This is a genomic window from Polynucleobacter necessarius (assembly GCF_900096765.1).
Taxonomy (GTDB): domain Bacteria; phylum Pseudomonadota; class Gammaproteobacteria; order Burkholderiales; family Burkholderiaceae; genus Polynucleobacter; species Polynucleobacter necessarius_F.
The window spans coordinates 801,817-815,706 of the sequence record NZ_LT615228.1 but is presented as its reverse complement, the minus strand read 5'-3'; the positions used below and the strand labels follow the sequence as shown (position 1 = coordinate 815,706).

At 45.4% G+C, this 13,890-nt stretch carries 10 protein-coding genes and 1 tRNA gene; 10 read left to right on the top strand and 1 reads right to left on the bottom strand.

From position 1 onward, the window contains the following. Position 1: 1 nt before the first annotated feature. A tRNA-His gene (locus tag DXE33_RS04260) sits at positions 2 to 77 on the top strand. 326 nt (positions 78 to 403) lie between these two features. Next, on the top strand, positions 404 to 1,963 hold the full coding sequence (locus DXE33_RS04255; RefSeq protein ID WP_114638765.1) for an adenylate/guanylate cyclase domain-containing protein: 1,560 nt from the start codon (positions 404 to 406) through the stop codon (positions 1,961 to 1,963). Here the strand turns inward: DXE33_RS04255 and DXE33_RS04250 are convergent, their stop codons facing one another. Beyond that, a complete protein-coding gene (locus DXE33_RS04250; RefSeq protein ID WP_114638763.1) occupies positions 1,964 to 3,613 on the bottom strand; it encodes an HD domain-containing phosphohydrolase in 1,650 nt (549 codons plus the stop codon). Between the two features lie 180 nt (positions 3,614 to 3,793). On the opposite strand from DXE33_RS04250, the gene DXE33_RS04245 reads away from it, so the two are divergent. From DXE33_RS04245 to DXE33_RS04210, 8 genes are read left to right on the top strand one after another with little or no spacing between them, the layout of a single operon-like run. After that, positions 3,794 to 4,372, top strand: a complete 579-nt coding sequence (locus DXE33_RS04245; protein ID WP_162785409.1) for a TolC family protein — start codon at positions 3,794 to 3,796, stop codon at positions 4,370 to 4,372. Positions 4,373 to 4,395: 23 nt separating this feature from the next. After that, positions 4,396 to 5,547: a TolC family protein gene (locus DXE33_RS04240; RefSeq protein WP_162785408.1), complete on the top strand. Its 1,152-nt coding sequence runs from the start codon at positions 4,396 to 4,398 to the stop codon at positions 5,545 to 5,547. A gap of 22 nt (positions 5,548 to 5,569) precedes the next feature. After that, positions 5,570 to 5,911, top strand: a complete 342-nt coding sequence (locus DXE33_RS04235) for a hypothetical protein (RefSeq protein ID WP_114638758.1) — start codon at positions 5,570 to 5,572, stop codon at positions 5,909 to 5,911. Next, complete coding sequence (locus DXE33_RS04230; protein WP_114638756.1) at positions 5,868 to 9,857, top strand: peptidase domain-containing ABC transporter; 3,990 nt, start codon at positions 5,868 to 5,870, stop codon at positions 9,855 to 9,857. The genes DXE33_RS04235 and DXE33_RS04230 overlap by 44 nt, the downstream gene beginning before the upstream one ends. A 33-nt stretch (positions 9,858 to 9,890) precedes the next feature. Then, a complete protein-coding gene (locus tag DXE33_RS04225; protein ID WP_114638754.1) occupies positions 9,891 to 11,108 on the top strand; it encodes an HlyD family efflux transporter periplasmic adaptor subunit in 1,218 nt (405 codons plus the stop codon). A gap of 33 nt (positions 11,109 to 11,141) precedes the next feature. After that, positions 11,142 to 11,720: a helix-turn-helix domain-containing protein gene (locus tag DXE33_RS04220; protein ID WP_114638752.1), complete on the top strand. Its 579-nt coding sequence runs from the start codon at positions 11,142 to 11,144 to the stop codon at positions 11,718 to 11,720. A 39-nt stretch (positions 11,721 to 11,759) separates the two neighbouring features. Then, complete coding sequence (locus DXE33_RS04215; protein WP_114638750.1) at positions 11,760 to 12,863, top strand: hypothetical protein; 1,104 nt, start codon at positions 11,760 to 11,762, stop codon at positions 12,861 to 12,863. After that, the gene (locus DXE33_RS04210) at positions 12,863 to 13,771 is read left to right on the top strand and encodes an ATP-dependent Clp protease proteolytic subunit (protein WP_114638748.1); all 909 of its coding nucleotides are present in this window, start codon (positions 12,863 to 12,865) and stop codon (positions 13,769 to 13,771) included. The genes DXE33_RS04215 and DXE33_RS04210 overlap by 1 nt, the downstream gene beginning before the upstream one ends. Positions 13,772 to 13,890: the final 119 nt, after the last annotated feature.

Sequence of the window (13,890 nt, the reverse complement as noted above, 5' to 3'; positions counted from 1 at the left end):
GGCGGACGTAGCTCAGTTGGTAGAGTCCCAGATTGTGATTCTGGTTGTCGCGGGTTCGAGCCCCGTCGTTCGCCCCACCTACTGTCTACCCCCCCTTTTTTTTGGAATTCTCAAAAAGCGCTCATATTCGGGCCTATGCTGTTCTACTTTGGCTGCAAAAGCCTCCAATAATTTAGACAGTAATAAATCTTCCAAATTGGTATTAACAGTTACAGCAGTCTATTTAGACACTTACTCAATTTCATAATGCTGTATATTTTCGATTTATACAGAAATTTGTTGGATTTAGACAACTAACTGTCTAGTATTAATCTACTTTTATACACAAATAGTTGTCTAAGTGATGGAGATATCTGTATAAATGATCTCCCGGCCGCACTTTTTAACTTGGACAGATAGATAAATGATCTCTAGCAAGGCGCTGATAGACCAAACGGGGATATCGCGTGCCACTCTTAACAACTACATCCAGCTAGGCATCTTGCCAAAGCCTGATGTGCAATCCCTATCCGCGAGCGCGGATGAGGGTGGGGCTAGAGTATTAGGTTTTTTCCCCGATGATGCCTTAGAGCGAGTGCAAGCGGTTCAAATTTTGAAGACGCAGGGCTTATCAATGACACAGGTTGCCGAGCGCCTAGCGCAAACAGATGCTTTACTTGAAGTTCAAGAATTGCAGCAAGAAGAACTTATTTCGCGGCCAGCAATGCGATCAATTGGTCGAAGTTCCTCTACGGCTCGTTCAGAAAATCCGCCGGCCAATCCCTTGGGCAATCTTTCTTTGTCTCTGGATACCCTGAGTCATCCGGCTTACATGATTAATTACAACTTTGAGCTCACTTGGCTCAATGAGTATGCCCGCAAAGAAGTTTTTGGCTTTCTCGCACCACCCGCTAAGAGTGTTGACTGCAATGTATTAGGTTTGCTTTCTAAGTCAGAGGTGTGTTTATCGCTGCAAGATCAACGTGCCTTGGTGGGGATATTGCTGCAATTGGCAAATTCTCGAATTGGGTATGAGCCCCTGCGAAAATTGGTGCTCAAGACAGACCCAGAAATGTTGCCACTCCTCGATGAGGTTGCGACAAAAGTGAATGACCAAGAGCAAGCAGTTAACGAATTAGAGTTTTTCCAAAAAGATGCTCGAGGGCAGCTTGTTTGCTACCGTATTTATGCGGTGTATTTCCGTGAAGGAATCTTGGTTGTGCATGCACCTAGCCAAGAGAGGGGTGATGATCTACTCAACTTTCTTGCTCGTCGTGACCAAGTAATTCAGTCTTTGCTTAGCAAGCGCTTGCCAGTGATGACCCCCTTGGCTGTGGTGGTTGCAGATTTGCAAAATTCAGTACGCATTTGTTCTGAGCTCCCCCCTGATGAATACTTTGCGCTGATTAATGAAATATGGGCAACGATGGGTCCAGTATTGCGCAAATATACCGGTACACATGGAAAGCATGTGGGTGATGGCGTTGTGTATTATTTTTTCCCACAAGCAGAGAGTAATTACTTATTTAATGCCATAGCCTGCGCCGATGAACTACGTCTGGCGATGCGCAAAATCAGTTCAAATTGGCAGCATAAGAAGAATTGGTTTACTGAGTTACAGCTCAACATTGGCTTGCATGAGGGTCAAGAGTGGCTTGGTAGTTTTCAGTCAGCAAATCACATTGAATTTGCCGTTTTGGGAAATACAATCAATCAAGCATCTCGGCTCAGTGATTTTGCAAGGCACGGCAGTATTTGGGCCACAAAAGATTTAATTAGCAAATTAAGTGACGATGAGCGCAGTAGAATTGAGTTTGGGGTTCTAAGGAAAAGCCAGGAAAATGGCGATCGCTTTGTACCCTCTTCTTACGCACAGATCGAACCCTTGATCGACCTCAAGCAGGACAAGCATGAAAAACTGCGAGATATTGCGCAATTACCAGTGGCCGAGATCAAGCGAGTCAGTCACACTCGTTTATATTGATCAAGACATGGCAAACTTGCGTGAGTGCAGCAGCTGGTGCTTGAGTTGGTGATTTTCAGGTGGGGGGTTATAGCCTGGGATTTTCGACACATCAATTTCATCAATTTGCTCAGCCGGCAAGTATTTCTCGGCATATTTTTCGTATACCTTTTCCCAGATGAAGACGTCAAATAGATCAGGGTCGATATGTGCGCCAAGCTTCATCTTCCCAAGAATCTCTAATGACTCGCTGAGTTTTTTGCCCTTTTTATAAGGTCGATCTGAGGCGGTCAAAGCTTCAAAAACATCGGCGATAGCCATACACCTTGCTTGAACAGACATTTGATCGCGCGTGAGACCTTTGGGATAGCCTTTGCCATCCATCCGTTCATGGTGACCACCAGCGTATTCAGGAACATTTTTGAGGTGTTTAGGCCATGGTAGTTTTTCCAATATCTTGATGGTGACTTCGATGTGGTGATTGATGATCTGGCGATCTTCTTCGGTCAAGGTGCCCGCGCGAATGGTGAGGTTCTTAATTTCATCGGCAGTTAAGAAAGGAACTAATTCGCCAGCTGAGTTCTTCCAGGTATGGCGCTGTGCGATCTCACTCACCCGATCCACATCAGCGTTAGACATAAATTCGCCACCAATGTTGGTTTTTTGTAAGAAAGCCAGGTCCTCAAGAAGTTGAGCTTTTTGTTTCTCCGCAGTATTTTGATCCAGTTGCCCATTCTCAATTGCAAGATCAATATCGCGCAAGACAATTTGCGCTTTTAAGTCAATGAGTGCGATGCGATCAAAAATGGCTTCAAGCTTAGTGGCTTTATCGACAATATGTACCGGCGTAGTAATTTTTCCGCAGTCATGTAATAGGCCTGCAATTTTGAGTTCGTGACGATCGCCCTCGGTCATCGTGAAGTCCTTCAGAGGGCCCCCTTTGGTATTGTTTACCGCATCGGCCAGCATGACTGTGAGCTCAGGCGCCCGCGAGCAGTGACCCCCTGTATAGGGCGACTTATCATCAATAGCATCATTGATTATGCCAATAAAGCCTTCAAATAATTCTTCAAGGCGATTGATCAGCAATCGATTGGTTAGTGCAACCGCCGCTTGTGAGCTTAAGGCCTCGACAATTTCTTGACTCTCGGATGAGAAAGGAATCACTTCTCCGCTGTGAGGGTCAGAGGCATTAATGAGCTGTAATACCCCAATAATCTCGGACTCATGGTTTTTCATGGGTATTGTTAAAAATGAAACTGAGCGGTAATTATTGGCAGCATCAAACTTATGTGTTCCAGAAAAGTCAAAACCCTCTACGTTGTATGCATCGGCAATATTGACAGTCTCTTCTTTGTGGTGGGCATAGCAAACTACTCTAGCTAGGTCGGGACTACCATCCTCTTTAAAAAGTGGAAGCGGAGGAATGGAAATGGGGTTGCCACTTTTGCCGCCCAGGTGAACCCCTTTGCTTTTGGTGTGCAGAATTTCGAATTTCAGAAACATTTCATCTGTGACTCTATATAGTGTTCCGGCATCAGCATTGGTGATTTTGATGGCAGCCTGAAGAATATTCTCCAAGATCTGATCAATATCTTTTTCGCTGCTTAGGGATGACCCAATTTTTAGAAGTTGCTGCATGAGGGCTTTACTAATGGTTTCTTGGGTCATATAAAAGCTCACTTATTTAAATGAATCCATTATCTACAAATGCACGAATTTGTGTTTTGCACTCATAAAGTATTTAAAAAAAGTACTTAAATACTATAAAAAACGACCTATAACTACCATAGGAGTTAAGTTATATGATTATTATCATTATTTTCCCAACACATAACTAAAGTTATTTCCGTGGTCGATACCCTTACCTTGTGTTCTGAACGCCCGAAAAAGAAGCGACTGGCAATTTATCTAGCCTGTATCTCATTGGCAATGTCTGGTTGCACGACCCCGATTGTGAATGAGGGTGATGCTCCCAATGGGCCTGAGTACGTCCGTTGGATGCCTGGTAGCTTTAAAACGCTAACAATTGAGACCCAATTGCCACGACCCAAAGAATTATGGTGGACAGAATTTGAAAGCGAAGAACTCAATAGTTTGGTTGATACCGCTCTTACCAATAACTACGATTTGAGAATTGCTGTTGCCCGTGTAGCGCAAACTCGCGCGCAAGCGGATGTAGTCAAAGCAGCCGAATCGCCCACAATTGATGCAACTGGCAGCTATAAAAACCAAGCTCCAGGTCTAGGTCCAGGATATGCATCCAGCACATCTCAGTGGGGTAGTCAGCCAGTGTGGCAAGTTGGTTTGCTTGCTAATTATGAAGTCGATTTATGGGGTAAAAAAGGTTTCAATACACAATCGGCATTCTCACAAGCGCTGGCTAGTGAATATAACCGTCAGGCAATAACCGTCAGGCAGTCGCCCTGAGTCTGGTAGGTGATACAGCCACTGTGTATTTTCAGGTGCTCTCTCTTGATGAGCGCATCAGTGTTGGAGAGCGCAACTTAGATGCAATTCGTACGGTTGGAAGAGGGCTAGAGCGAAGAGTGGATCGTGGCGATGCCACCATTATTGATTTATCTCAGCAGTTAATCTTGCAAACCAATACGGATGCCTTGGTAACTAACCTAAAGTTGCAGCGTGAGAGGGCGTTTAATCGTTTGGCTGCATTGGTGGGTCGTACGCCATCTACCTTAAAGATTAAAGGGAAGTCCCTAAAAGACATTAAGGTGCCTGCAGTTGAGCCAGAATTACCGTCTGATTTGCTCTGTCGTAGGCCGGATATTCGCCGCGCAGAAGCTGCCCTGGAAGCCTCAAAAGCAGACCTGTATTCTGCGCGTGCTAACTTATTGCCAACATTTGCTTTAACTGGTGCTGGTGGCTACGGAAGCTTTTTACTCTCAACGCTCACTATGCCTCAGAGTTTGTTTTATAACGTTTCAACTAATTTAGTCCAAAACGTTTTTGATGGTGGTAAACGCCGTGCTGAGATTCAAGTTGCTAGTGCCAAGAATGTGGAGTTACTCGAAGCCTACGCTAATACGGTACTAGCATCTCTGCGTGATGTTGAGGATGGTTTGGCTGAGGTGAATTTAACTGCTAAGCAATATTCTGCCTTGAACGAATCTCGCAATCGTGCACAGCTGTTAGCGACTATGAGCGCCAAAGTAGTGGAGCGCGGTGGAATGGACTTTGTGCAGCTTTATGAAATCCAGCGTACGGTGCTTGCCGCGGAAGATTCTGCAATTAGTGCACGTAATGATCAATTGGCTGCATCAGTTGGATTATTTAAAGCGATTGGTGGCGGCACTAAGTTAGATAATGATCCTTGTATCGGTGGCGGTAAATTACCTGCGGCAGACGCGCGGTGGGCTGCTGAGGCGAAGAAAGCAGATTCAGCTTTTGATAAGAAGCCATCAGTAGGCGTCAACAAAGCAGGGCAGCCGATGTATGAGGATACCGGCGGAGCTTCATTGAATGAAAAGCCGTTGCAGTCTCCTGAGCAGCCATTCAATGTCATTAACACAACAGCTCCCGCCCCCGCGTCGAATCCTGGCGCAGCATCAAGCGCTCCTGCTAATCAGTCATCTACACAACAGTAATTCCTCCAAGGCGAACTAAGGTATGAGCGAAATCAGCAAAATCATGGAGCGAGTCATCAAATCCCTGAATCAGGTTTTCAATAAAATGATGGCCTTACTCGGTTGGTTGGTTATTATTTTTCAAAGTTTGGCTCTTGCGCTCTATAAGCAGTTGCGCTACGACTTTGATCTTGTCTGGATGCGCATTAGGGGCTCCAGCAAAAATTCACAAGGCCGCCCAATTAGCTCTGCGGCTGACGTGAAGGAGGTTGCAACACAATCTTTGCAAAAAAACCAAGCCAAGTTACTGGTACCCTTTACTCAAAGCCCGTCAACAGCAGATGGTGGAAAATGCTTCGGTTCAATGGCATGCCTTTCTGGCTGATTTGAATAAATTGCGTGAACGCATCCATCAGTTTCGTAACCCATCGAATGAGCAGCGCGCAGTAGGTGATTTGTCACCATTTTCAAGCGAAAAAGCTACGATCATTGCCTCGAGCATTGTGATTAACTTATTGGCCTTAGCATTCCCGTTGTTAATGTTGCAGCTATATGACCGCATCCTGCCGCATCAGTCTTTAGATACTCTAGGTTTAATTGCCGTTGCCGTAGGTTTGGCAGTAGCAATTGAATCTGTCATGCGTGCAGTGCGCTCACATGCAACCGCTTGGATTTCAGCGCGTTTTGAGCATAAAGCCATGCTGGCTGTTACTGAGCGTGCTCTTGCTGAACCATTGCATGATTTTGAGCGCAAGGGTACCGGTACGGTGATGGATGATTACAAATCCGTCTCCTCTTTGAAGTATCACTACTCAGGACAAACTTTTCAGCAGTTAATGGATCTGCCATTTACATTGCTCTATGTATTGATAGTCTTTATTTTGAGTCCGTGGGTTGGCTTGCTGCTGACTGCAGGCTATGCGGTATTTATCTTTATTACTTGGAAAAATGGTCGCGATGACCCCATTCTGATTAAAGATCAAAAGCAAGGCGACTTGCGGCGCGCTAACTTTTTGAATGAAACCTTAAGTAATGTTCATACGCTCAAATCCATGACTATGGAGTCATTAATGTTGCGTCGTTATGAGCGTTTACAAGAGAGTTGTGCTCGCTTGATGTCGCGCGTGACCTATGCCTTGGATATGTCCGCAGGTGTTGGCAATATTTTCTCGCCGATGATGAATATGTTGATCGTTGCATTGGGTGCATGGTTAGTTATTGGGCATCAACTCACCAACGGTGAATTGGCTGCCTGCATTTTGTTAGGTATGCGAGCTTTGGCACCATTGCAGCGTCTTGGCGGCATGTGGGCTAAATATCAACAAGATGAGATCCTGCGAGACAATCTGGCGGTGACCTTGTTGCAAAATGGTCTTCCCCAGAAATCTGAGGAAGAGGATGGCGCGCTTGCTTTGACTGAAAGACTGTTGCAGTCTGCCAAATTGCAATTAGAAAATGTTCATTATCGCTTTTCGGGTGGTAAAACGGAGTTGTTTAATGGCCTATCTCTCACTGTAGAGCCAGGTGAATTTCTGGCAATCAAGGGCGAGTCGGGATCAGGACGTAGCACCTTATTGCAATTGATGGCGGGCGTTTTAAATCCTAATGAAGGTCATGTTCTTATTAATGGCGAAGATCTTAAGTCTATTCCCCTGGAAAAGCTAAGCGAACACGTTGCCTACTTGCCGCAAAAGGCAATGATGTTTGAGGGCTCACTCCTTGATAACGTCAGTGTTTTTGAGCCAACTCGCGTTAACCGTGCTTTGCAGACTGCCAAAATGCTGGGCTTGGGTGACTTTGTGGCAAAAATGCCGCGTGGTTGGGATTCCCCTGTAGGTGATACGGCTGCTGATGCAATGCCGCCTGGTTACCGCCAACGAATCGCGATCGTGCGTGCGCTATCGAATCAGCCTAATATCATCTTGTTTGACGATGCAACTTCAGTCATGGACTCTGATGGCGACGCGACCTTCCTCAAGTTTATGGAAGCTGTTCGCGGCAAAGTCACTGTAGTGTTAGTGTCTCAGCGTCCTTCATTCTTGAGGTTGGCAGATCGCACTCTCTTCTTGCAAGATGGTCATTTGCACGAAGTAGAGCCGAATAAAGTGAGCTCAATTCGTGAGGCCAGTGCCGCCCAAGGAATACCTTCTGGATCCCAGGGCTTGGTGGGAGCAAACTATCGCGCCATTTCGAGTGAAGAGTACTTTAATTCTCCATTTAAAGGTGGGGTAGTTGATGACAATCGTTGGCAGCACACTCATCAAACCGTAGCAAATAATTTCAAGGTGCAAACAGACTTATCTGGATGCTTGGCGCTGCTTTTAAAGCTTATGAATGCACGCGGAACTGCGCGTGAAGTCGCTGAATCTCTGCCTTATTACACTGATAGCTTAGATTTGACGAGCTTTCATAATGCTATGTCACAAATGGGATACAAGACCAATGAAGTGAAGTGCACTCTAGGTATTTTGGAGCCACGCTCACTTCCTTGTCTTTTTGTACCCGATAACGGACCTGCCTTTATTGCAATGGGTCGTTTGGGTCATCAAATGCGGATTGGTGATTCGGCAACAGGCGAAGTCCGTATGGAAGCCAATTTGAATATTGCTGGGCGAGCTTACTTCTATGAAGTTGCTGAAACTAATGTGAACGATACCCGTTCATGGGTAGGTCGGGTCCTATTACGCTTTAGTCCCCTGATTGGTCAAGCAACCTTATCTGCATTGGTGTCAGGTCTAGTTATGATGTCCGGCCCATTGTTCTTGTCGATTGTTTACAGTACGGTTATTCCATCAGGCGCCAAAGATACTTTGATCTATCTAACTATTGGCGCTGCAATTGGCTTGGGTGCTGGATACTTCTTTATGCGTCATCGCGCTAGAATTCTGGCCTATATCTCTGGACGCATTGAATATCTTTTCGGCGCAACCATATTGCAGCAGGTGCTCAAAATGTCACCTGTTTACACCGAGAGAGCTTCGGTTGGTTCACAAACATCCCGTTTACAAAGTTTCGAGGCTATTCGGGATTTATTTACTGGCCCGCTTGCTTCGACCATCTTGGAATCACCGGCTACCTTGGTTTTTCTAGTAGCGCTTTCTATCATGAATCCGATTTCTTTGATCATTTTTGCGATCATGGTAGTTGTATACGCCTTGCTATATTGGATTTTTTCAGGCTTGACTCATGATCGCGTTGCAGCTGTTAGCAGGGCGGTAACTAAGCGCAATGAATTCATTGTAGAAATGGTTGGCAAGATGTGCATTATTCGTGAATGTGGCGCGCAGCAACTATGGTTAGAGCGTTTCAGAGAAATTTCTGCCAATGCTACGATGGCCTCCTACAAAGCGGAGCAAGTTTCATCGCTATTAGTGGCGATCTCTTATTTTGTGATGATGCTATCTGCGTTGATGATCGTCTCGGCAACTGTTCCAGCAGTAATTATGCAAACAGTCTCTGCGGGCGGCTTGATTGCCTCCATGTTGTTGATGTGGCGTGTTCTAAGCCCTATTCAGACCATCTTTACCAACATGACTCGAATTGAGCGTGTAAGAAGCGCTACCCGTCAGATCGATAGTTTGATGAAGATTCAAGGTGAGCGTCAAGAGACTGCTACTTCACTTGTATCGCGTGGCTTAGAGGGCTCGATTGAGTTTGCCCGTGTTTCTTTCCGCTACTCCATGAATGTTGATCCCGCCTTAATTGGTGTTGAATTCAGGGTGAATCCTGGTGACTTAATTGCGATCAGCGGCCCTAACGGCGGCGGTAAATCGACTTTACTGAAATTAGTTTTGGGAATGTATCAGCCTCAAGCTGGCTCAATCTTGATGGATAACGTGGATTTACGCCAATTAGACCCAATGGAGTTGCGTCGCTCAATTGGTTATGCGCCGCAAGACACCCAATTATTCCGTGCGACGATTGCGCAGAACTTACGTCTTGCTAGACCAGACGCAAGTGATGATGAGGTCTATCAAGCTCTCGATATGGCTGGCGCTCTAGAACAGATTATGGCTCTACCAAAAGGAATTGAGTACCGAGTGGGCGACAACACTAATGAATTGCCATCGAGCTTGAAGCAAAAGCTATCCTTGGCTCGAGCCTACCTCACGCGCGCACCTATCATGTTATTTGATGAGCCTGGCGCTGGATTAGATGACTACGGCGATCAGAAGTTTATGGAAGCCCTCAAAGGCAAGGCTACCGTTCTGTTTATCAGTCATCGCCCAAGTCATATTCGTTTAGCGGATACCTTGCTGGTGTTGGATAAAGGTTATCTCCGTGCAGCAGGACCACCCGAAGTGTTGTTAAAGCAACCTACAGCAGCGTAATCACATTTCACTTTTTGAATAAGAGTACTACTCATGAGCACACTTTCTAACTTGCCATCTGATGATCAATCTAAGGGTCAGCCTCGACTGACTCTGGGTGATCGCACGGACAATTACGTTGCTAAGGCAATATTGCTTGAAGAGGCTGCACCCCCTGCGTACATGAAAACCACGGTAAAACTGGTTTGCTACGCTTTAGGTATCTTCTTCTTATGGGCATTATTTGCGACCTTAGATGTTGTCGCGCTTGCTCCTGATCAAATCATGCCAATTCAGGCGGTCAAAGTGATTCAACACGTTGATGGCGGACGGATTGCTTCGATTGATGTGGTGGATGGCCAATCAGTTCATGAGGGTCAGGTACTCATGCGCTTAAATTCCACCGAAGCTGGTGCTGAATATCAGACTCTGGCCGCTAAATACTGGGGTCTGTACACTCGGGTAGAGCGTTTACGTGCCTTATTGGGTGATAGACCGGCTGATTTCTCTAAGGTGCCAGAAGAATTCAAGCAATTAGTAGCAGAGCAAGAGTTCACATTGAAGACCCAAAAAGATCAGTTAACTCAATTACAAAATGAGATCAAAATCTTTTCAGAAGTCAGTGCAATTCGTGGCGATCTTGCTAAGGAAAAACTCAATACAAGGGTGCAGGCATTAGATGCCCAACGCAATTTGAGTGGAGCGCAAGCTGAGCTATTGCGTTACCGTCGAACCAATATGGATGAGCTCAATACTGCCGCCAATGAATTAGCGCAAACCGAAGAGCAATTAACCAAACTACAAGATCGTTTAACTCGCGTCGATATTCTGTCGCCTGTTGATGGTGTAGTGCAAGATTTGAAGTTCCGTACCGTTGGCGGTGTGATTCCACCCGGCGCTACGTTGATGAATGTGATTCCTCTTGATGGCAAGATGCATGCTGAAGTACGCGTTTCGCCAACTGATATCGGCTTTGTGAAAGTAGGGCAACCAGCGCGCCTTAAAATTGGTACGTTTGATTTCATGCGTTATGGCACGATTGAAGGCAAGGTATCTATGGTTTCTTCCTTTAGCACGTTGGATGAAAAGCAACAACCTTATTTCAAAGTGATTGTGAGTTTGCTGCAAAGTTATGTCAGCAATGATCAAGACAAGCGTATTGATCCTGGAATGACAGTGCAGGCAGACATCATGACAGATCGTCAATCTGTATTGCGTTACTTGTTGCGCCCAATTTATGTAGCATTTAAACAGGGCATGCGCGAGCGCTAGGCGCAAGATTGATTGCAAGTATCGTATTTACCCATGAACTTAATCAAGAGTGAATCATCTCAAGGATTGTCTTTGTCTACCCGACAAAGACAGTTACTTGATCTATTGATTGAGGGTAAGAGCAATAAAGAAATTGCTGATGACTTAAAAATCGAAGCGGGTACTGTGAAGCAGCACCTATTTGTTTTGTTTCGAAAGCTGGGTGTTAATAGCCGAGCTAAGGCGGCTATTGCAGCCTCTCAGTTGATGAAATCTTCGATTGCAGAGCAGGAGAAAGATAAACCAGTTCAAAAGCCTAAATCCTCTAAGCATCAACTAAAGGCAAATGCTAAGTCTGAAGATGCCTACTCATGGCGCTTAGTCTCTACAGTTGCCGTATCTGTAGTAGATTTGAATGTGCTCAATCCAAATGAAATTTCAGTGCGAGATCAATTTTTGAGGGCTTTACGGAGCATTATTGAACGCCTAGTAGATGCTTTAGATGGCCAAGTGACTTATTTACCAGATGGTAGTTCGGTGATTTGGTTTGGACATCCTCGAGCCCATTTAGATGATGCTGATCGTGCGGTATTTCTCGCTCAATATTTACAGGGATGGGGAATCCGCTATTAACAACATCAGGAGGGCGTTCAGGGTAATCCTGTTACTTCGATGATGGGTATCGGAGTTTCCTCCAACACTGAAATCGTTTCTGAAAAAGCCGCAGAACTTTTTGGCGCAGAGTCATTCCGTAAAGCCTCTATTTTGGCTAGTCATGCCAAGACTCTGAATGTACCTCTGTCTGATGTTTTAACAAAACAAATTGCACCGCTGAGTAGTGCATGGATGGAAATTAAGGCAAAAGACACCAACAAAAAGGTGGTAATTAAAGATGTTGGTCCTGTTGTTATTATTGGTCCAGCCAACTCATCTTTACCGGATAACAGCAAGCGCTGGGGAGGATTTCCATTTTTAGATAATGTCTTCGAGGGGATTGAGAGTGGGCTTGCGCAATGGTTGGCTGTTGAGTCATGGCCGCCTGCTGCAGCAACACAATTAACAGACGCTATCGGAAACTATGTCGCTGGTAAGAAATTTCAGATTTTGAGGTTAAGAAATCCAGGCTCCTATCGAAGAGATAGAGCCTTAGTAAGCTTTGCGACGCAGATTGAAATGCAGTTTGGTGAATTTATTTCTCGTTCCGAGAAGATATACCCAACGCAAGGTGAGCGCATCGCAGGGTTGGTGTCTGAGATTGCAAAAGCAGGCCCATTAGCTGTCTTGGTTTATGGCTTGAAAGCATTGGACACTTTTAAATCTGTAATCGGCGAAGCTGGTATTGATCGACTGGCATCACGCCAAATATTAATTGTGGCCGCTAATCTGCAGGATCATGGGTCCTCTCAAATCACTGTAAGACTCTTGGGGCCAAAGCCCAATGCCGCACCATTCTCTCGGGTATTTAATCTACAAATGCCCAAAATTGATGCTCTTCCCGAGGGTATTCGGGTTGATTTTAGGGTAATGCTTGACAGTCTTAGTCCGATATCTAAAGAAGTAGTGTTGCGTGCTGCACATGAGCCTGAAACACCGCTTCTAACTGTACTTGCACAAATGAATGAGTCGCACCATAAGTCACAAGCCTGCATTCAGGAGCTGACTAGCTCGGGACTGATTGCTGCTAGTCAGGGCGGAGGTTTTGAGTTTAGGGACATAGGTACGGCACAAGCGATCCAGCATTTAAGTATTCAGATTGATAGCAGCAAGGCCGCATAATGAAACTCATCATCGCGATAACTAGTTTGCTAGCTCTTCTTCTCAATGCCATTATGGTGCAGGCTTCGGTACCAAGTGTTGCGCAGGCTGTATCTATCAATACTCAACTTGGGATTTCTGCGCAAGCACCAAATCCCGCAACCGGCATAACAAACTCGCAAAATATTCAAAAGCCGCTTGTCGTCAATGAGCCCGCTGCCTCTCAAGAGGGGCGCGTGGTAGTAATGGCGATTAAAGGTCAAATTTCTAAAAAAGTACTAGCTTCTATCCGCGGTTCGATTGGGAATGTGCAAGGTGACCCGGTACCTGCGGGTTTGATTGTTTTGTTAGATTCGCCGGGTGGTGACGGTATTGCCGCAATGAAGATTGGTGAAATCTTGCGCGCAAATAAAGCCCATGTTTTTGTAACGGGGCAGTGCGCAAGTGCTTGTATTTTTGTATTGGCCAGTGGTGTAGTAAGGGGTGCCCCTGCTTATACTGTCGGAATTCACCGCGGAAGAATTACTAAGTTTGATGAGAACGCAAAAATATTGGAAGAGATAGACGTTAAAACCAATCCTCAAGCTAGGGAATTGCTCGAGCGCTTTGAAAAAGCAGTGCCTGTTTACTTTGCGCAAATGGGGATGCCCCCTGATCTATTTCAGGCGATGCAGTCCCATCAATTCAAGGGTGTTTATCGTCTGAGTAATGAGGAAATTACTTTTTACGGCTTGACAGGCTTTGAGTCAAAATATTTAGACGATAGAGCCACTCTCTATGAAAAAATGCAGGGACCTTATCACATGGATAGGGATGAGTTGCATCGTCGTACCTTGAGGGTAGCATCACGCTGCGCAGAATTTGATCAAAAGCATACAGCTTTTATCAATTGCTATAAACAAGTGCTTAGAGACCCTTTTTTGAATTGAGCCATGTTAAAAAAGTCGATCATATCTCTCAGCACTGATAAGGCAGCCAACCTGGTTTGTGCTGCTGCGCATGATCTTGATCATCGCCTTAATCAGGGCTCCTTGTTTATTTTGCAGGG